This window comes from Fictibacillus sp. FJAT-27399 (genome assembly GCF_001510655.1).
Classification (GTDB): Bacteria; Bacillota; Bacilli; order Bacillales; family Fictibacillaceae; genus Fictibacillus_C; species Fictibacillus_C marinisediminis.
Genome location: NZ_LMVC01000006.1, coordinates 38,120 through 55,755, shown reverse-complemented (window position 1 = coordinate 55,755; position 17,636 = coordinate 38,120). Strand labels below are relative to the sequence as shown.

At 39.5% G+C, this 17,636-nt stretch carries 21 protein-coding genes and 1 pseudogene; 3 read left to right on the top strand and 19 right to left on the bottom strand.

Annotated elements, in window-relative coordinates:
* Positions 1-107: 107 nt before the first annotated feature.
* The 12 genes from AR335_RS20435 to AR335_RS20380 form a co-directional block, all read right to left on the bottom strand.
* On the bottom strand, positions 108-836 hold the full coding sequence (locus AR335_RS20435; RefSeq protein ID WP_062239471.1) for an amino acid ABC transporter ATP-binding protein: 729 nt from the start codon (positions 834-836) through the stop codon (positions 108-110).
* On the bottom strand, positions 833-1,477 hold the full coding sequence (locus tag AR335_RS20430) for an amino acid ABC transporter permease (protein WP_062239469.1): 645 nt from the start codon (positions 1,475-1,477) through the stop codon (positions 833-835). The genes AR335_RS20435 and AR335_RS20430 overlap by 4 nt, the downstream gene beginning before the upstream one ends.
* Positions 1,478-1,537: 60 nt before the next feature.
* Positions 1,538-2,296 (bottom strand): transporter substrate-binding domain-containing protein, encoded by a 759-nt coding sequence (locus tag AR335_RS20425; RefSeq protein ID WP_053355120.1) that lies wholly within the window; start codon positions 2,294-2,296, stop codon positions 1,538-1,540.
* Between the two features lie 155 nt (positions 2,297-2,451).
* The gene (locus AR335_RS20420) at positions 2,452-3,003 is read right to left on the bottom strand and encodes an AAA family ATPase (protein ID WP_053355121.1); all 552 of its coding nucleotides are present in this window, start codon (positions 3,001-3,003) and stop codon (positions 2,452-2,454) included.
* Positions 2,978-3,439: a VOC family protein gene (locus tag AR335_RS20415; RefSeq protein ID WP_062239465.1), complete on the bottom strand. Its 462-nt coding sequence runs from the start codon at positions 3,437-3,439 to the stop codon at positions 2,978-2,980. The genes AR335_RS20420 and AR335_RS20415 overlap by 26 nt, the downstream gene beginning before the upstream one ends.
* An 85-nt stretch (positions 3,440-3,524) precedes the next feature.
* The gene (locus AR335_RS20410; RefSeq protein WP_062239462.1) at positions 3,525-4,325 is read right to left on the bottom strand and encodes a hypothetical protein; all 801 of its coding nucleotides are present in this window, start codon (positions 4,323-4,325) and stop codon (positions 3,525-3,527) included.
* Positions 4,326-4,387: 62 nt separating this feature from the next.
* Positions 4,388-4,834 carry a DUF5085 family protein gene (locus AR335_RS20405; protein ID WP_062239459.1) on the bottom strand — a complete coding sequence of 149 codons (447 nt, stop codon included), beginning with the start codon at positions 4,832-4,834 and terminating at the stop codon, positions 4,388-4,390.
* The gene (locus tag AR335_RS20400) at positions 4,831-5,292 is read right to left on the bottom strand and encodes a DUF5085 family protein (protein WP_062239456.1); all 462 of its coding nucleotides are present in this window, start codon (positions 5,290-5,292) and stop codon (positions 4,831-4,833) included. Before AR335_RS20400 ends, AR335_RS20405 begins: the two co-directional genes overlap by 4 nt.
* Before the next feature lie 34 nt (positions 5,293-5,326).
* Entirely contained in the window at positions 5,327-6,124 is a 798-nt protein-coding gene (locus tag AR335_RS20395) for a hypothetical protein (RefSeq protein ID WP_062239453.1), read from the bottom strand.
* A 30-nt stretch (positions 6,125-6,154) separates the two neighbouring features.
* Positions 6,155-7,297 carry a WXG100 family type VII secretion target gene (locus AR335_RS20390; RefSeq protein WP_062239452.1) on the bottom strand — a complete coding sequence of 381 codons (1,143 nt, stop codon included), beginning with the start codon at positions 7,295-7,297 and terminating at the stop codon, positions 6,155-6,157.
* 276 nt (positions 7,298-7,573) lie between these two features.
* Complete coding sequence (locus AR335_RS20385) at positions 7,574-8,062, bottom strand: hypothetical protein (protein ID WP_156419120.1); 489 nt, start codon at positions 8,060-8,062, stop codon at positions 7,574-7,576.
* Between the two features lie 147 nt (positions 8,063-8,209).
* Positions 8,210-9,238: a serine hydrolase domain-containing protein gene (locus tag AR335_RS20380; protein WP_062239445.1), complete on the bottom strand. Its 1,029-nt coding sequence runs from the start codon at positions 9,236-9,238 to the stop codon at positions 8,210-8,212.
* Positions 9,239-9,450: 212 nt separating this feature from the next.
* Between AR335_RS20380 and AR335_RS20375 the strand changes: the two genes are divergently transcribed.
* Positions 9,451-9,852: a hypothetical protein gene (locus AR335_RS20375; protein ID WP_062239442.1), complete on the top strand. Its 402-nt coding sequence runs from the start codon at positions 9,451-9,453 to the stop codon at positions 9,850-9,852.
* Positions 9,853-9,897: 45 nt separating this feature from the next.
* Here the strand turns inward: AR335_RS20375 and AR335_RS20370 are convergent, their stop codons facing one another.
* Both AR335_RS20370 and AR335_RS20365 read right to left on the bottom strand, forming a co-directional pair.
* Positions 9,898-10,401, bottom strand: coding sequence for a GNAT family N-acetyltransferase (locus AR335_RS20370; protein WP_062239440.1), 504 nt, complete (start codon positions 10,399-10,401; stop codon positions 9,898-9,900).
* 97 nt (positions 10,402-10,498) lie between these two features.
* Positions 10,499-11,026, bottom strand: a complete 528-nt coding sequence (locus AR335_RS20365) for a DinB family protein (RefSeq protein WP_062239437.1) — start codon at positions 11,024-11,026, stop codon at positions 10,499-10,501.
* 194 nt (positions 11,027-11,220) lie between these two features.
* Between AR335_RS20365 and AR335_RS20360 the strand changes: the two genes are divergently transcribed.
* Positions 11,221-11,541: a hypothetical protein gene (locus AR335_RS20360; RefSeq protein WP_062239433.1), complete on the top strand. Its 321-nt coding sequence runs from the start codon at positions 11,221-11,223 to the stop codon at positions 11,539-11,541.
* 67 nt (positions 11,542-11,608) lie between these two features.
* On the opposite strand, the gene AR335_RS20355 is transcribed toward AR335_RS20360, so the two are convergent.
* The 3 genes from AR335_RS20355 to ric all read right to left on the bottom strand — a co-directional run bounded on the left by AR335_RS20355 (position 11,609) and on the right by ric (position 15,258).
* Positions 11,609-14,047: a DEAD/DEAH box helicase family protein gene (locus AR335_RS20355; protein ID WP_062239430.1), complete on the bottom strand. Its 2,439-nt coding sequence runs from the start codon at positions 14,045-14,047 to the stop codon at positions 11,609-11,611.
* A complete protein-coding gene (locus tag AR335_RS20350; RefSeq protein WP_062239427.1) occupies positions 14,048-14,371 on the bottom strand; it encodes a nucleoside triphosphate pyrophosphohydrolase in 324 nt (107 codons plus the stop codon).
* Between the two features lie 167 nt (positions 14,372-14,538).
* Positions 14,539-15,258, bottom strand: coding sequence for an iron-sulfur cluster repair di-iron protein (gene ric, locus AR335_RS20345; protein ID WP_062239425.1), 720 nt, complete (start codon positions 15,256-15,258; stop codon positions 14,539-14,541).
* Positions 15,259-15,466: 208 nt separating this feature from the next.
* Between ric and AR335_RS20340 the strand changes: the two genes are divergently transcribed.
* A complete protein-coding gene (locus AR335_RS20340; RefSeq protein WP_062239422.1) occupies positions 15,467-16,192 on the top strand; it encodes a Crp/Fnr family transcriptional regulator in 726 nt (241 codons plus the stop codon).
* A 266-nt stretch (positions 16,193-16,458) separates the two neighbouring features.
* Here AR335_RS20340 and AR335_RS25040 read toward each other — a convergent pair.
* Both AR335_RS25040 and AR335_RS20335 read right to left on the bottom strand, forming a co-directional pair.
* Positions 16,459-16,569, bottom strand: a pseudogene (locus AR335_RS25040) (MerR family DNA-binding transcriptional regulator); the annotation flags it as partial.
* 273 nt (positions 16,570-16,842) lie between these two features.
* Positions 16,843-17,634: an enoyl-CoA hydratase gene (locus AR335_RS20335; protein ID WP_062239419.1), complete on the bottom strand. Its 792-nt coding sequence runs from the start codon at positions 17,632-17,634 to the stop codon at positions 16,843-16,845.
* Positions 17,635-17,636: the final 2 nt, after the last annotated feature.

Genomic DNA, 17,636 nt, shown 5'->3' with positions numbered 1-17,636 from the left:
CTATGTAAAAAATCTAGCAATGGTTTGGACAGGCCTACCCCTCTTAATTATATAAAAAAAGACCATCCCAAGAGTCTGACTTGGGGTGGTCTTCTGATTGCTTATCGTTATAATACTTTGCTTAAAAAGGATTTTGTTCTGTCGTGCTGAGGGTTTCCAAATAATTCACTTGGAACATTCTCTTCAACAATATAGCCGCCATCCATAAATAACACCCGGTCACCCACCTCGCGGGCAAAGCCCATTTCGTGTGTCACGACGACCATGGTCATCCCTTCTTGAGCTAATTGTTTCATAACTTCTAATACTTCTCCTACCATCTCTGGATCAAGAGCTGACGTTGGCTCATCAAACAGCATGATTTTCGGGTTCATGGCAAGCGCCCTCGCAATGGCCACACGCTGTTTCTGGCCTCCTGATAATTGGCCTGGATAGCTGTTTGCTTTTTCTTTCAATCCAACCTTAGCCAATAGCTCCAGGCCCTTCTCAGTTGAAACCGCCTTCGAAACGGAACGCACTTTAATAGGTGCAAGTGTTACATTTTCCAGGACCGTCATGTGCGGGAAAAGATTAAAGCTTTGAAACACCATTCCGATGTCTTGTCTGACTTTATTAATATCAATTTTTGAATCTGTAATATCTTGGCCTCTGATGATTACTTGTCCGTCTGTAATGTCCTCCAATTTATTAAGGCAGCGCAGAAACGTACTTTTCCCTGACCCTGAAGGACCAATCACACATACCACTTCTTTTTCTTGAATTTCTGCATTGATATTTTTTAAAACCTCTAACGTTCCAAATGACTTCTTTAAATTGCTCACTTGAATGATACTCATCTTAATTCAAATCTCCTCTCGAGGAAGTTCGCCAGCAGGGAAAGAAGATAGATTAATATAAAGTAAATGATTCCGACAACAAACCAAATTTTAAAAGCCTCAAAGGTGGCTGAGGTGGCAACCTCACCTTGCTGCGTCAGATCCGCAATTCCAATAATCGATAATAGGGAGGTATCCTTTAAACTTATGATGGCTTGGTTTGTAAACGTCGGCAGCATTCTCCTGACCGCTTGAGGCAATACGATAAACCGCATATTCTGTAACCCTGTTAACCCCAGGGATCGCGCAGCTTCGGTTTGTCCCTTATCGATGGATTGAATACCAGCCCGGATAATTTCAGCAAAGTACGCGCCGGCATTAAGACCGACAGTCACAATTCCAGCGGTTGTTTTGTCCATGGAAATCCATTCTAAAGAGTTAAGCCCAAAATAGATAAAGAACAATTGCACCAGAATAGGAGTACCACGGATGGCATCAATGTAAATTTTTGCGATCCAATTCAATGCTTTAAGCGGTGAAAGACGAAGCAGCGCCATGACTAACCCAATGATTAACCCTAAAATGAGTGCTGCGATAAAAATATAGACGGTAACTTGAAGCCCTTCTATCAAATAGGGCATCGCTTTTGTAATTGCATCCATAACAAACTCTCCTTTCAAAAATACGGCGCGCTGTGAGCGCGTCGTATTTTAACTAACCTATTATTCTTTTAAATATTTTTTGACGATCTCGTCGTATTTGCCGCTTTTCTTTAAATCCGCAAGGCCTTTGTTGATTTTCTTCAATACATCCTCATTCTCGCCTTTTAATACGGCAATACCATAGTTGTCACCATTGAGGCGGTCTCCTACAATCTTAAGACCAAGATCCTTCTGTGCAATCGCGTAGGCAACGACAGGATAATCCTCAATCAATACGTCGGCATTGCCATTGGAAACTTCCTGGAACATAGAAGGGCTATCATTGAATTGAACCACTTTCGCATTTTTCTTTTTAGCCAATTCTTCAGCAAACTGGGCACCGGTTGTCCCTTTTTTAACCGCAATCGTTTTTCCTTTCACATCATCTTGGGATGTGATGTTATTGTTGTTCTTAGCCACGACCAGAGTAAGTCCGGCCTTGAAGTATGGATCAGAGAAATCTACTACTTTCTTTCTTTCGTCCGTAATACTCATGCCCGCAATGGCAATGTCAAGCTCATCCGCTTGCAGGGCAGGAATGATCCCTTTGAAATTCATCGGCTCCAGTTTGATTTTAAAGCCTTCTTTCTTAGCAATCTCTGTGATCAAATCAATATCGATCCCTTTTTGTTTTCCGTTTTCTTCATACTCAAACGGAGGGTAGGTTGTATCAACCCCGACTTTATACACTTTGTTTTTGGCGTCTTCTTTGTCTCCGCCACATGCAGCCAATAACAATGATAGAATCATTACCAGACCGAAGATACTTAGTTTTTTCATGATAATCCTCCCTTTTATGTAAATTAAATCTCGACTTTTAGAATACCATAAATATTGTGAAAAGATTTATAATTATTTCTTATTCCAGAAGCAACCCGCTTGCTCGGCAAAAGGCAATTCCGTTTCTTCAAGCCTCGTTATGTAAGGTTCAACAATTAATTTCCCTGCTTTCCCATGGTTTCAATAACGATTTCTCCTTCACCAGACGGTTCTTCAAAACCATTCAGATAAGAAGTTAATATTTCTTCTGTAATAGGAAAAGCAGCATTGGCATCAAAACGCTGGCTTCTTATATTCAAGCGCCTGCGTAATTCATCAGGAGGAACTTTCAAATAAATGACTTTCCACACCCCTCCTGCATCTTCAATAAGCTGCTTGTATCGTTCTCTTCTCGAACGCTGCCAAAAGCTAAAATCAACAACTACTTGCTTTTTCTCTTGAATCAATACCACCATATATTTTCGAAGCTTCATATCCGCTTCGTCCTTATATTTCTCGTAGACTTCAGCAGGAAAATCAATTCCATATCGGCCATGGGTGGTCCAAATCTCTTCATCAATGGAAAGACGGACAAAGCCCTCTTTCTCCAATTCTTGAGCAAATGTGGTCTTGCCAGAACCAGCTACCCCACACATCATGACCACTAATGGAGCAGCATCCTTCCCTTTTTGAGTGATAAGATCATTCAGTACCGTGTCCCTTAACATGGTAGACCTCCTTTCTAATGACAATCTCCCACTCCGGATTCCAGACGACTTCCCACAAATGGCCATCAGGGTCTTGGAAATGCCCGGAATATCCGCCCCAGAACGCGTCATGCGCCGGGTCGGTGATCACAGCACCTGATTTTTTTGCCTCTTTCATCACTTGGTCCACTTCTGCCTTGCTTCCAACATTGTGGCCAAGCGTAAACTCAGCAGGGTTTGGTGTGCCTTGAGCCACCTTAGCCTCATGGGCAAGATCTTTACGATTCCATATGGCGAGCTTTACCCCTGATTCCAAGTCAAAGAAAGCCACCGCGCCATGCTCAAACTCTGTTCCGATAATTCCTTCTGTCTGAAATCCCAACCCGTCCCGATAGAATTTTACCGACCGTTCCAAATCATCGACACCTAACGTAATAACCGTAATTCGTGGTTTCATCTAAAAAACCTCCTTACCTTTAGGGAATAAAAAAACCCTAATGATGGGAAAAATCAGGGTGAGATACTTATCTTTGGCTATACATTTAAATTAGTCTTTTTTTCTTTCTAGCTTTTTGATTTTTTGTTTTATTACTTTTTCGGTACCGATCTAATTCTCTTTTACGCTCTTCCCAGGAAATATTAAAAGAAGCAAATTTAAATCGGCAGTAAGCTAATAGTTGAAATTCTGCTGCACCAATCGCGATTGAATACATGATCACCGTGGCTATAAAGTAACCAAAGTAAATGTCTCCCTCATAGTTATTATGAATGATAATTAAAACGTTAAGAACTAAAATATAAATCAAAGAACCTAATATTATCCATGCTTTTAATTTACTAAACAAGGAAGAGGAATTTTCTCCAATATCAAAGCCCCCCCGTTCGGCTTGATTGAATGTATCAATAGTTGTTAAAATGTGGACAATAAGTGCCCCTAAAAATAGAAATCCTACATAAATTATTGTCGTATGGTTTGTTGAATAATTCATTATTCCTGGAAGTACAAAAATGGTAAACATGATCGTTCCTGTTTGAAAAGCATACAGCAATAAAACGAGGGTTTGTAACTTCTGAAAGTTGTAAATGTTTTTTGAAAATAAATAAAAAACTAGAAAAATAAGCTGCAAGCTATATAATACTAACTCTATACTAACAATTGCTTTCTCAAAAGGCTGTGCGTAATAATTCCAGCCAAATCTTATCAATGCTCCAATCATAAAAAACATCAATAATGAATAAAAAAAGATAGAACCTAGGAAAAAACCAGAAATACCCTCAGGTTCTAAACGGTTTTTACACGTAATTTTAAATTCAGTTAGTTTATCTTCCTTAATATTCCACATCCGTTTCCTCCGCCAAACAAAATTTAGAACAGCTATCTCTGAGGTTATTTTTTATATTTTATTTATTCCTCACTAATCACCGAAATCTTTATGTCTACATACTGAAGTGACTCGTCACCGTTAAATATATGATAAATAGGTGATGCCAGATTTAAATTATGTTCATCCATATATTGAAGCATCTCGGCATATACATACTCTGTTAATTTCTCATAGTTGCCTGTAAAGCGTTTCATAAGCATGTCATCCACATAGTAATAACTTCTGAACATGATAGAATCTGATGATGGAATTTTACTTTCACGCACAGGCATAAACATTTCAATATACATATTTTCATCAGTTGGTATATTTTTCAAAGCGTAAAACAAAGGCCCTTTTATTGTCAAATTGGCATTTTCTATTTCTGCTATAAAATCCTCAATTGCATTCTCCATATCACTGTAATGAAAGTAATATTCTTTAGAGACAACGTTCGTATAGGCAATGCTTTGATCCTCAGCTATCATACGACTCGTTCACCTACTTCTAACACTGGTGCATATACATCTAACCATGTGTCTCCATAGACATCTAGACAAACATGGTAAAAACTTGAATCTATTATTATCTGATTTTTATTTGCTGTCTCCTTAATAATTTTATATGCTTCTTCAATATCCCCATCTTCATCTGTAAATCGAAGACATAACGCTTCCTCTATTATGAGCGCATCAATATACTCATAAGCAGAATCTTCCCCTACTTCTACTCGATCATTAACTGGTACACAGTATGTATATTCTCCATATTCCGGATCATTTTCAATAGGATTATATTTAAATAGGACTGGTCCTACAGGATAAATTCCGTTATGCACCACTTGACTCCTTAGGGCAAAAGCAGGCAACAACCATTCTTCCTTTTTTACGGTTTGGGTAATACTGATTAAGTTTAGAAGCGACAGTGCTTTGTATTGTACTTTCATAAAAAAATTACTCCTCTCAAAATTTCATCTCATTTTAACTTAGTTTCTTTTTTGTTGTTTTACGTTTATTATTTTTTCCGTTATTTCTATATTTTGAACGTTTTCGTTGATGCTCTTCCCAAGAAGTGTTAAAGGAAGAAAATTTAAATCGACAGTAAGCCAACAATTGAAACTCGGCAGAAGCGACCGCAACTGCGTACAATATTACTGTTAAGACAAGATAAAAACCTATTGTTCCCAATGTATATTGATTGTTTAACCAAATAATTATCACTAAGGCAATTGCATAAATTCCTGCACCTATAATAAATCTTTCCTTAGTTTTATTAAAAAAGGAAGATGAATTTCCCCCCATATTAAATGCACCGTTTTCAGCTTGTTTAAAAGTATCAATAGTAGTTAGAATATGTAAAAATAAAGCACCCAACAATAATAATCCTATATAAATTAAAGTGGGAGTATTTGTTGATGATTCCATCCATATAGGCAGAAGCAACAGCGAAAATCCTATGGTCGCCAGCTGAAATGAACAATACAGTATTACCAGGGTTTGTAGTTTTTGAAATTTAAAACGAACTTTTGGTATTAAATAAATGAATAAAGCAAGAGCTTGAATACTAAATAAAATCAATTCAATACTTAGGAAAGTTTTTTCAAACGGGGAGGAAAAATAACTCCATCCAAACCTAACAAAAGTTCCAATAACCATAAACATAACAATTGAACTCCAGATAAATGCCCCAATCATAAATCCAGTAGCTCCATCAGGATCCAAACGATTTCTACTGGTAATTTTAAATTCTGATAATTCTTCTTCTTTAATGTTCCACATGACACTTCTCCACCTTACTATGCTTAATGATTACCAAAACACTGATGCAATTTTTGAAGTTAATCCCTTTACTGCCTTTTTTGTTCCACTAACTACACTCTCTCCACCCATAAAGTCAAACTTATGGTTCATTAAGAAACTTGCACCTATCCCAACTCCGGCACCAACAACTGTCCCTGCAGGTGGAAGAAAAAATGATCCGACTACTGCGCCTGTCGAGGCGGCTGCAGCTGCTGATCCAATATCTATGGCTGAATCAGTTACGATATTAGCAGCATCCTTTGCCTGCCATCCATCTTTTTGTGCCTCTATAACATTATTTGTGACTGACAACGCTGAGCCAACAACTGCTAACCCTTTCATTGTTTTTCCTACCTTCCCGAGATCTTTAAACGCAGACTTCCACTTAAAAGGATTTGTGTCTTTAAGTCCATCTGCATAGTTACTTTTAAAGGAACTCAATCCTTTTTTACCAATTGCTTTTACTAAGCCATTATCTCGTCTGTCAATCTGAAAATCCTGGTATCCTTTAAATTCAGGCAATTTAAATAATGTTTTTTTTGCCTTTTTTATTTGAGATTTCGTAAGTTTTAAATCATCGAATTTCAATCCATTTCTAATATATTTCATTAATGCATCATCATCTTTGCCTAATTGAAGCAATTTGGAAACATGGACTAAATCTTCTCTATTTTTAGCTATTAATGTAAAAGCACCCTTTCCTTTTCGGCCATCTAGATCAAATATAGTTTTAAAACCATATTTCTTTTTGCAATAGTAAAAACGTATTAGTGCATCTAGAGAAAGTTTTCCTTCCTTAATTCTGGCCCTACTAAAGGAAATCCCCGTTTTTACTCCCGCAAAAAACGTACCGCTTAACCATGCTGTTATTTCAACCCCACTAAGCTGCTGATCCGCCTCGCGAAATTTAGTTTCCGTTTTCTTTACGACATCTTGGGCACTATGTAAAAGTGTACCATAATGCTCCATCTGTTGAATGAGGCTGTTATAAAGCGGACTGATGGCTGAAAGATTTATCCCTTGGCCATTACTTTGGATGGAATAATAATTTAATTGTAAGTTCGCTTTGATTTCTTTGCTCTGTGCTGCCAATTTGCCCACATCGGAAGCGAGAGCCTTAAGTTCATCCGGTTTCACATTTACACGACTCATTACTTTCTTCTCCTGCCTTTCTTCTCTCTTTTTATTGTAAAAAAGAAATAGGGCTGTATGTATTGGACTATATTACTAAAAACTCCCACTTTCTAATTCCCCTTCCTTCTAACTTCAAAACCCAAATAATACCATTATCTTAAAGATTATTAAGGCTAAAGAAAAACTCTAGATTCAAGAGCAGTGCCGTCCCAAGGAACAGCACTGCTCTTTTGTTTAGGCTCTTTTCGGAATGTTTGCCAAGGATTCTACCTTCTCTTTTTTATTGCGTTCTCGCTATCGAATGGGCTCCATGAAGTAATAGATCTGACGCTTTTTATCAATGGTAGGCGCAACTCGATTTCCATGGACAGTATCAATCCCATGAAGGTTTGATTTTGCTCTTCCCAGATAAACCGTATACTTGTGTTTGGACAGGGAATCTACCTTGAAATGAACAGAGGGTGAGGAATTATTTTTCTGGTTCTTTATTTGGATCTCAGGAGAAGACCGATACCAAGTATATTTTCCATTCTTTTTACCAATGTTGACGACACCTATAGCATCTCCATCGCTAACCTTCTTCTCGTAGAAGATAAAAACATCTCCCGCTATTTCGGTTCTTCCCATTATATCTTCTTCCGTAATTCCTTCTTCTTTCGCTCCTTTATGGATTGCACCATAGGAAGTATCATACCAAGTGAGATTCTCTTTCCCGTTCGCAAATAAAGAACACCCCGTTAGGAGTAGTATTCCTAAAATAATACAAAACGTTTTTGCTTTCATTCCATCTTCTCCCGTTCTTATAAATTCGGACCAGACCATAGAGTCCACCCGAAAGCCAGTAGTCAAAGTTATCCCTCTCTTAATCAATGAATTCACTTTTTTGTACACTTTAATAAAAGCATCAATCTATACGAAAACAGCCTTTGTTTAAAAAGTCATCTCTTTCATTAGTTCACTCTCAATACCTTTGATCATGTCAAACGCTCCTCCCGACTGATTACTGCAAACAGAAATACAGAGTGAGGGATGCGGATAGAAGGCGGCTCGGAAATTCACTCCTGGGTCGTAGCCCATCAAAATGTGTTTAGTCACTGAATGTTTTTCAGTCTTCATCCAGATTCCATAGCCATATGCAGTTGAGTCATCTATACGGATATGGGGTGCAAGCAGCTGTTGAACGTTCTGTTTATCCAATAACCTCCCTGCCGTTAAAGCCTCCCATAACTGAATTATCCCGCATGCCGTGATATAGGCCCCGCCATCTGGACCTCCTTTTGCCGGCAAGGAGAATATATTCGTCTTCCAGCTTCCATCGCTTTGATCGATATAGCCTAAAGCTGCTTTCGGCGGCAGACTGTCCGTTTCAAAGTAACCAGCATCCATTCCGACTCTCTCAAATATATTTTTCTCTACATAGTCGGTGAATGCCATTCCGCTAACCTGTTCAACAATCAAGCCAAGCAAGATATAGCCCGCGTTGTTGTAGTGAAACTTGCTTCCTGGATCGTACTTCATTTTTTCATTTTGAAACAACGGTAAGAAGTCTTTCGGACCACGAACGTGATACATCGGCTTGTTGATCCATAGTTCCTCGTAATCTTCCAAAACTTCTTCATCAAAGTAGTCAGGAATACCTGAAGTATGAGTCAGCAATTGATGGATGGTGATTTCCTGAGAAAAGTGAGGGAAAGACTGGTTTAAACAATCTCCCAACAAAGAATGATAGGACAGTCGCCCCTCTTCAGCCAGCTGACAAATCGAAATAGCCGTAAACAGCTTACTGCCCGACGCAATTCCAAACTTTGTATCACTTACATTGTTCATCTTCTCTGAACGGTTCGCCAGTCCAAAACTACAATCTGCCAGGATTTGGTCCCCCTGCTTTACAAATACCGAGCCTGAAAAGTGAATTTCAGCGGCCAACGATTGTATGTATTCAATAATCTGCTTGTTCATAACTCTTCCTCCACCATCTATTCGTTATTCAAAACTTTGACATTCTTTTACCAAATCCTCCTTTTGATCACTAAGTTGCTTTTCTTATTTCTTCATATTTAATAAAATGAAAGTATCCAATCTATCTCGTCCAATAAAACACCACAAAAAGCCGAACCAATAATCATCGTAACCTCATACCCCTATGTTTCAATAGTAGGAGGTGAAAAGTGATGAAGAAATCAGGCTTCATTCTGGTGTTTTTTGTACTTTCCATGCTTATTCCGACAACCGCGCATGCAGGCTGGGATTACCAGGGCAGTGATGTCTTTACGAAGCAAAGCAAGAATTTCAAGTCCGGCGGAGGAAGCTTTAAATTCTGTTTGAGCAAAAACAGTAAAGAAGGAAACTACCGGCTGATGGAGGAAGATCCTTTTAATCCGGATGACTGGGTGCCTTATGAAGAAAAAGACCCGACTGGCTATGAGCCAAGCTTCCCTAATATCGGATTTGATAGCAAAGGCTGTGTCGTGTACCACAATATTAGTAAATATATAGACGGAATGGATGGTCAGGCGGAGTTGTATATCAAGAAATGGACTGGAGGGAATTCAAAGGTCTATGCTTATGATTAATAGAACAACAAAAAGAGCATCGTTGCTGATGCTCTTTCATACTGCCTATTCAAGATTAAGACGCCAGTTGTTGCACTGCATTAAATTGCCCGGGGGATACTCAAACTGACACTCATTGAGAAAGGTAAAACCTAGCTTGCGGCAGATGGCATTGGAAGCTCCATTGCCGATCGAAGGAAAGGCGTGAAGGAACTTGTGCTTTTTCTCAGCTTTCGCTTGTGTAATCGCCGCTGCAACCGCTTGGCTCGCTATCCCCTTCCCCTGATGAGACAGTACTACACTCCAGCCGATTTCATAGACGGTTTCATCCTCCCAGACACTTTCCCAATAACCGACCGAGCCTGCTGCTTCACCATTATCCAGGATGACCGTGTACATACAGCCCCTGTCACCTAGATCGAGATAACGTTTATGGCGGCCAAGGATCAACTCCTCACTTTCCGGTCCGCCAAGATGCTTCGTCATCTCCCGGGTATTCAACTTATACAGCAAGTTGAGGTCTCCATCTGTCCATGGCCGGATTTGAAGTGAAGTTGTTTGTTCTGCCATCTTGCACCTCCGTTTTTCTCTATCTCCATTTTACAATTAAAGGGAAAAAGATGTATACATTAAAATAGCCCCCTAAAATAGAGGGCTACACTTTTTGTTAAACTGGACTCTTAAACCCGTTTCTGTTCACATATAAGTATAATCCGTAATCCTGCATGACAGACGCATGCCCCTCCTGCCGCAGCATCGCGGCTACATTCCCGCGGTGATAGTTGCCGTGAGTGGAGATGTGGAAGATCGTTTCTGTGGGCGTGGTGTCAAGCAGACCAGCATATGGGTTATCAACTGTGAAGACTTTTTCCATGTCGTTTTGCTGGATAAAGGCTTTGTATTTCTCGCTAAGCTCGTTGTACATCGTTTCCATTTCCTCCAGTGTACAAGCCTCTGCCTGCACTCTCACCTGGTCATTAGCACCCCACACTTCCTTCATATCTCTGCCTTTCATCATCTCCAGCCACAGAGAATCCGTGAGGTAAATATGGACCATCACCATTTGAAGTGATGGAAAAATGCTTGGCTTCATTTCTTTTTTGTATAATTCCTCAGGAAGTTCTTTTAGCCGTTCAAAGATCTTTGCGTTTGCCCAGGCATGATAGTCATACATTTCCTTTGCTTGGTTTTTCATAACGAAAGCCTCCCTTTGTATAAAAGATTCCTAACCCAGTAAGTATTCTACGGAAACCCCTCTTTCCCTTTTCTAAGGAAAAAAATGGTCATCTCCTCGATTCACCCCCACAAACCCCACGTCTCATTATAAATATGTTATAGAGTACATAAAAAGAAATGCTGAAAAAGGAACGGCCATAAGGAGGCATTACAATGGAGCCCTATGTGAAAGATGCTCTGCTTGAATGGAAAGAAGAGATGGAGACTCAGAAAAGAGAGATTGATGAAGAGTACGAGAAAGTAAAGACAGAACTTCAGCTCTATTCCTATAAATACGGGATCACCAAACAAGTCCTGCAATCCACCATCAACGAAGAAATGATCCGAAACATCAAATCCACCTACCAGGAACCATTCGAAGAAAAATACAACGAGCTTAAGCTACAATTAAAGAAGCTTGAGGAAAAGCGGAATGTATTCTTGATGTTTGTGGAGAAAATTGAGGGTGCTGGTGTTAAAGAACAAAATCATTAAAGGAAAAACGCAGCGGTATGCTGCGTTTTTTTATTTAATAAAGGCATGGTACATTGCCATGACTTTACTAAACAAGCAACTTTAAGTTTTCTTCTTTTCTCTCAAAATGCTCGTGCAGCCGATATTCGCATATCTGCCGTGTCCATTCATAAACCACTTTATTATGGCTCACTGGAAGATCGATCTTTATTGCAAAGATACCTTCTTTAAATTCCGTTAACTCCTTAGAACTCCCGCTCCACTTGGTCATTGGCATATTAGCAATCAGCTTGCCTACCTTTTGTTCATCAAATTTCCAAAGCTGTTTAGATGCTTTATCCGAGAAGTCGATACGTTTGCGATACTCTTTTTCCGTCAAATAATGATGGAAGTAAGGAGCAACGTCTTTAGGTGTAACCGGGTTTAGCCAATTGTCCGCTCCTCTGCTGAGCATGTAGTCCAGAACCATCATCTTATAGCTTTTCGCCATACTGGTACTTTCAACTTCAACCAGCCAGTCTTCGTTTTCCATAAACGCATTCTTTTCTTCATTTGTCAGTTCATCCGCCCAATACAGAAAACCCGGATAAGATTTAAACTCTTGCTTGTATTCTCTGCTATTTGATCTACCTTGTAAATGAAGCTCCAAATAAGTTGGCCGTCTTCCAAGTTCTTTTTTTAGTTCAATGTAATCCCCGAGAAGTTTATCCTTCCTAGGCTGACGTTTTCGATTTAGTTCATCGAGCAAATTTACTGCTGCCAATTCAATATTCAATTCACAGCCAGAAGGTACAGAAGGTATAGCGGCTTTCTTTCCGTTCTTTACTTCTGCAGGTTCCGTATTAAACAATTGAAGCTTAATATCTGCATTACGATAGTTACCAATCAAATCAATAATGACGCAGTGATCTTTGCCGGCAAACAGCCTCAATCCCCGACCTACCTGTTGAGTGAACACGGTCAGTGATTCCGTCGGACGGACAAAAAGCAGTGTATCAACAGAAGGAATGTCGACACCCTCGTTGAATAAGTCTACCGTAAAAATAATATCGATGGTTCCCATGTCCAACCGCTGAATGGCTTGCCCTCGTGTAATTCCAACCGTTTTAGAGTTAAGGCTAACTGTGCGATATCCCTTACGGTTAAAATAATTCGATAGAAAGTTGGCCTGCCGAATGGACGAACAGAAGGCGATAGTCCTCGTTTGTTTATGGCCTCTCCATGCCTCCAACACCTTTTCAGCCATATCATCCCTTAGCTGCACCAAAGCAAGTTCTTCCTCATCATAGCGTGTACCGAGCCATGTTATTTGGGAGTAGTCTGTATCATCATAGACACCATAATAGTGAAAAGGTGCCAACCACTGCTTTTGAATAGCTTCTATAAAATGAAGCTGATACGCGACGTTTCCTTCACAAATGGCATACACATCCTTGCCATCCATCCGGTCAGGTGTTGCGGTAATACCAAGCAAAAACCTTGGCTGGAAATAATTAATTACTTTTTGGTAGGATCCTGCTGCAGCATGATGAAATTCATCCACTATGATCAAATCAAAGTCATTGGGTTGAAAACTGGCAAGATGACGATGAATACCAAGTGTATAAATGGAAGCAAAAACACAATCTGCTTCGTCCTCTTTTTCCTTTCCATAATAAAGACCCATGGAACGTTCGGGCATAATATTCCGAAAGGAGTTTCTTGCCTGTCCAAGAATTTCTTCCCGATGAGCAATAAATAGAATACGCTTAAAATCCTGAGCAAAAAATCCAGCAAGATATGTTTTTCCCAACCCAGTTGCCATAACCACCATGGCTTTACTGTAGCCTTCTTCCAGCGTAGTCCTCAGCATTTCAAGAGCTTCCTGCTGAGCCTGCCGGGGGGTTAACTGTCCATATACAATTGGAGATTCCTTAATAATTTCCGGTTGCTCAATAAGGATTGGCAATGTCAAAACCTCTTCTTCAGATTTTGTCCATTGGCGCAGTAAATCGGGATGCCTTTCATGGTACTTCTCATATTCATCCCTGTAATCTATTAAGGTTTCATGGTTAATGGATATCGTTTGTTCATGATGAAAAGTTTTAATAAACGCATCAAGAGCTTCCTGGTAAACCTCTTGATCTACTTCATTATTAATCATCAGGTTCCATTCCACACCACTCGTTAAAGCAGAATTTGATAAGTTGGACGAACCTACAATAAAAGAACCATTGCCATCCTCATTTTGGAACAAATAAGCCTTTGGATGAAAAGAACGCCCATTGCTTCGATAAAGCTGAATTTCAATTTTTGGGTCAATTTCCAGCAGCTTTTCAAGTGCATCAGGCTGAGTGACATATAAATAATCACCTGTGCAGATTTTAACTTCTGCACCTCTGTCCACTGCCTCTTTTAAAAACGGAGCCAGCAAGCTGACTCCTGATTTCATAATAAATGAGGTAAGAATATAAATAGAACTGGCATCAATCATCAAACCTGTAAGTTCTTCTCTTAAGTTACCAGTTACAAGTTTAATATTTTGCATTTAATCTTCCACATCCATGAGGAAGATACGTTTTTCAAATCCTCCGCGCTTTTCTGCTTTTTCCTGGCGGACACGTTCAACCTCAAAAATATCGGATCCATGGATTTTTGCAAGAGCATGCATTAGTTCAAGCAAGTCTGCGAGCTCTTCAATGGCATTTTCATCGTTAGTTGCAGAAGCATATTCATCAAGTTCTTCATAGCATTTTTTCTTCAGTTCTTTTATGTAATCATCATTTTCCAATATTGATGTGTTGAATGATTTACCTGTTTTAGTTATGACTTCAGGTATTCTATCTCGTACTAGTTTGTTGTAGGTTGGCATGGTATAACCTCTTTTCATTGTAATTGAATAGGTACAAATTCTTTTTGGATAATCTTCTCAATTCACAACTTCATCTTATCATAAAGCATGATCTAGAAAATCCTTTTCTTAAATCCAAAAGGAAAGCCCATAATCCCTAATTCTTTTAGGATTGTGGGCTTTAACCTCTATCTCATTTTCTCCATTTCTATCATAAGACGAGGAAACAGGATGTTGTTTTCAAGATGGAGATGCTGAAACAGGTCGGATTCGAGCTCATCCAGTTTGACGTAGGCTAATCTGTAGGTCGCGCATACGTCTTCTGGCGCACGGTAATCATTTGTGATGTCTCTCAGGTCTTTTAAAATCTGACTAATATGCTGATGCTCCCTTTCAAGGTCTTCTACAAATTCAGTGATGTCAATCAAAGCATTGAGTGTTGGATGCTTTTCGTAGGATATAATTTTTGGAAAGATAAGTTCTTCCTCCACAATAATATGCTGCTCGAGTTCAATCTTGAGAATGGAGAAAAGATAGTGAATACTGGACAATTCAGGATGTGACTTGCCATATTTATTGTAAATCTTGGTGATGATGGTTTGCAGGTTCGGCAACGCCATGTACAAATAAGAATGATGGGCGTCTATTATATACTGAATCAGATCCTTATATTTCTGTCTCTCCCATTTTGTCATCTGGCGCTGCTCTTCAAAGTTCTTTTCACACAATGTGTTCAGTTCATGAAGAATTTGGGTTGGATTTAGGTTTCTCTCCTGTAAAGCCTCCCAAATCGGCCGACTGCCACTGCAACAATAATCAATTTTGTACCGTTTGAGCAATGTCCCTGCCCTTGGACACCTCATAACAATCTCACGCATTTTTACCGTAGGATCAAACACCATTTCCATGATGACTCCTCCTTCTGACTGTTTCCTTATCTCAACTGTAACTCTCTGCCCCCGTTTTTCACCGTGACTCTTATCACACCTATAGTTACAACCGAAATATAGGGGAGTTTCCCCCTGCACAATCGGGAAGTTCCCTGATTCTGATTTACTTATCTTTTTCCTATACTTATGAAGAGATGTGTTAGGTGACGTTATGGAGGTTAAAGATATGAAAACGCGTGATATCCCGAGTGATTATAATTCGGTTCAAAATACAGAAATTTTCTCTGAGCAGACCCTTCGTTTGCTGGATGAATTAATGATGGAGTGCAAGATCAAAAAAGGAACAATGCTTTTCATGGATAATGAAGCGGCAGGGAAACTTTACTTTGTACGTGAAGGAATCATTAAAGGAACAAAAATGACTGAGGATGGTAAGGAGCTCGTCCTTTCTATGTTTCAGAACGGTGACTTAATTGGAGAGCTCAATGCTTTTGGCGATGAAAAGCATAACTTCAGTGCCGTAGCTTCCACCGACAGTGTTGTCGGCGTTATCCAGCAGGCTGACCTGGAAGAAATGATGCGAAAACATGGCGAGGTTGCCATAGAGTTTGTGCGCTGGACGGGTCTGATGCATCAGATTACCCGTTCCAAGCTTAGAGATCTAATGTTGTATGGAAAGAACGGTGCTTTGTGCTCCACTCTCATTCGTCTTTCAAATTCTTACGGAAAAATGGGCAAAGAAGGCATAGTTCTTTCTCTACAGCTTACCAATGCAGAGCTGGCTGAATTGATTGGTACCTCCCGTGAGACAGTCAATCGGATGCTAGGTGTCTTAAAGAAAGATAAAGTCATTGATCATGATGAAAATGGTAACCTTGTGATTACTGATCTGGACTATTTAAAGAATGTGTGCAACTGTGAGGAGTGTCCGTTGCAGGTGTGCAGGATTTAAAAACAGACCCACTAAATTTTAGTGGGTCTGTTTTTAATTGCCTGTTTTCTAAAATATTGTGGCTTTCAAATAATAAACAGAAGGGTTACGGGTTTTTGTTAATATATAGATAAAGGTTTCTAAATCAAACGGCTGCATAACAGTTCCTGTAGGCGTATACGCTTTTTCACATCATCTAACTGTACTTTGATGAGTTCAAGTGGATTAAAATTTTGATTCTCCAATATCTCTTTTATCTCTTCCAATGCAAACCCTAATAACTTAAGTTACATAATTTCCCTGACTATATCTGACTTTTTATAAAGTCTATGACCCGTATCTGAATACTGAGAAGGAGAAAATAGTCCAATCTTATCGTAATGATGAAGCATTCGTACCGTAAGTCCGGAACCTAACTATACAACCTGATACTGTGTTAGCTTCAAGCCCATTACGTTTATTTTTTCAAAAAAATTTAATTGAACCACCCCCTGGCCTTTTTTCAGCCTACTATTATTTATAAGACAAAGCCCATACACACTAATGCTAAATTAGAAAGATTCTTTCAGCTTGCAATGCAGAATTTATGGACAAATAAAAAAAGCGGGGATTTCTCCCCGCTTACGCTATTTGTTTTAAGCTTCTTCAAAAAAATGTTTGGGGCTATAGAGCTATTTATGTTTAAAATCCGGTTTTCTTTTCTGTATAAATGCTTGAACACCTTCCACTACATCGTGCGTTTGAAAGACCTCACCGAAATATTTGGCCTCTACGTGAAGCCCTTCTTCCAGTGAACCATTACAGCCCTCATGAACCGATTTCTTAATATAAGATAGGACCGGCAATGATAATTCCGTTAGTTTCATAGCAATTTCTTTTGCTTTTTCTACCGACTTTCCTTTTTCAACTACATAATTAAGGAGACCTATTTTCTCTGCTTCTTGGGCCGTTATCGGCTGGCCCGTATACATCAGTTCCTTTGCCTTTGTCTCACCTATAAGCCTCGGCAGACGTTGTGTTCCCCCCGCTCCTGGAAAAAGTCCAAGCTTGATCTCAGGCAGTCCAATCATTACATGTTCTTCCGCAATCCGCAAATCACAAGCAAGCGCAAGTTCACACCCTCCGCCTAATGCCACTCCATTTAAGGCAGCTATGGTAGGTTTGTTTAATTCATGGATTTGATGAAAGGCTCTTTGCAATTCCCTGGATTTCTGCTCTGGGAGCTCCTCTCCTTTCCCCATCCATTCAGGAAACTCTTTAATATCCGCTCCAGCCATGAACGCTTTGTCACCTTTTCCTGTAATAATCACAGCGACTATGCTTTTATCGTCTTCCAGTTCTTCTGCCCATGCAGATAACTCAGAAACCACATGGCGGTCCAGTACATTTAACGGTGGGTTATCAATCATTAAGATCGCTATTCCTGCTTCTTTATGACATGCGATTGCTTTTGTCCGCTCCATTT

Bases quoted from the DNA above. Each gene is read 5' to 3' on its own strand.
- AR335_RS20435 (WP_062239471.1), bottom strand. From the start codon at position 836: ATGAGTATCATTCAAGTGAGCAATTTAAAGAAGTCATTTGGAACGTTA.
- AR335_RS20430 (WP_062239469.1), bottom strand. From the start codon at position 1,477: ATGGATGCAATTACAAAAGCGATGCCCTATTTGATAGAAGGGCTTCAA.
- AR335_RS20425 (WP_053355120.1), bottom strand. From the start codon at position 2,296: ATGAAAAAACTAAGTATCTTCGGTCTGGTAATGATTCTATCATTGTTA.
- AR335_RS20420 (WP_053355121.1), bottom strand. From the start codon at position 3,003: ATGTTAAGGGACACGGTACTGAATGATCTTATCACTCAAAAAGGGAAG.
- AR335_RS20415 (WP_062239465.1), bottom strand. From the start codon at position 3,439: ATGAAACCACGAATTACGGTTATTACGTTAGGTGTCGATGATTTGGAA.
- AR335_RS20410 (WP_062239462.1), bottom strand. From the start codon at position 4,325: ATGTGGAATATTAAGGAAGATAAACTAACTGAATTTAAAATTACGTGT.
- AR335_RS20405 (WP_062239459.1), bottom strand. From the start codon at position 4,834: ATGATAGCTGAGGATCAAAGCATTGCCTATACGAACGTTGTCTCTAAA.
- AR335_RS20400 (WP_062239456.1), bottom strand. From the start codon at position 5,292: ATGAAAGTACAATACAAAGCACTGTCGCTTCTAAACTTAATCAGTATT.
- AR335_RS20395 (WP_062239453.1), bottom strand. From the start codon at position 6,124: ATGTGGAACATTAAAGAAGAAGAATTATCAGAATTTAAAATTACCAGT.
- AR335_RS20390 (WP_062239452.1), bottom strand. From the start codon at position 7,297: ATGAGTCGTGTAAATGTGAAACCGGATGAACTTAAGGCTCTCGCTTCC.
- AR335_RS20385 (WP_156419120.1), bottom strand. From the start codon at position 8,062: ATGAAAGCAAAAACGTTTTGTATTATTTTAGGAATACTACTCCTAACG.
- AR335_RS20380 (WP_062239445.1), bottom strand. From the start codon at position 9,238: ATGAACAAGCAGATTATTGAATACATACAATCGTTGGCCGCTGAAATT.
- AR335_RS20375 (WP_062239442.1), top strand. From the start codon at position 9,451: ATGAAGAAATCAGGCTTCATTCTGGTGTTTTTTGTACTTTCCATGCTT.
- AR335_RS20370 (WP_062239440.1), bottom strand. From the start codon at position 10,401: ATGGCAGAACAAACAACTTCACTTCAAATCCGGCCATGGACAGATGGA.
- AR335_RS20365 (WP_062239437.1), bottom strand. From the start codon at position 11,026: ATGAAAAACCAAGCAAAGGAAATGTATGACTATCATGCCTGGGCAAAC.
- AR335_RS20360 (WP_062239433.1), top strand. From the start codon at position 11,221: ATGGAGCCCTATGTGAAAGATGCTCTGCTTGAATGGAAAGAAGAGATG.
- AR335_RS20355 (WP_062239430.1), bottom strand. From the start codon at position 14,047: ATGCAAAATATTAAACTTGTAACTGGTAACTTAAGAGAAGAACTTACA.
- AR335_RS20350 (WP_062239427.1), bottom strand. From the start codon at position 14,371: ATGCCAACCTACAACAAACTAGTACGAGATAGAATACCTGAAGTCATA.
- ric (WP_062239425.1), bottom strand. From the start codon at position 15,258: ATGGAAATGGTGTTTGATCCTACGGTAAAAATGCGTGAGATTGTTATG.
- AR335_RS20340 (WP_062239422.1), top strand. From the start codon at position 15,467: ATGAAAACGCGTGATATCCCGAGTGATTATAATTCGGTTCAAAATACA.
- AR335_RS20335 (WP_062239419.1), bottom strand. From the start codon at position 17,634: ATGGAGCGGACAAAAGCAATCGCATGTCATAAAGAAGCAGGAATAGCG.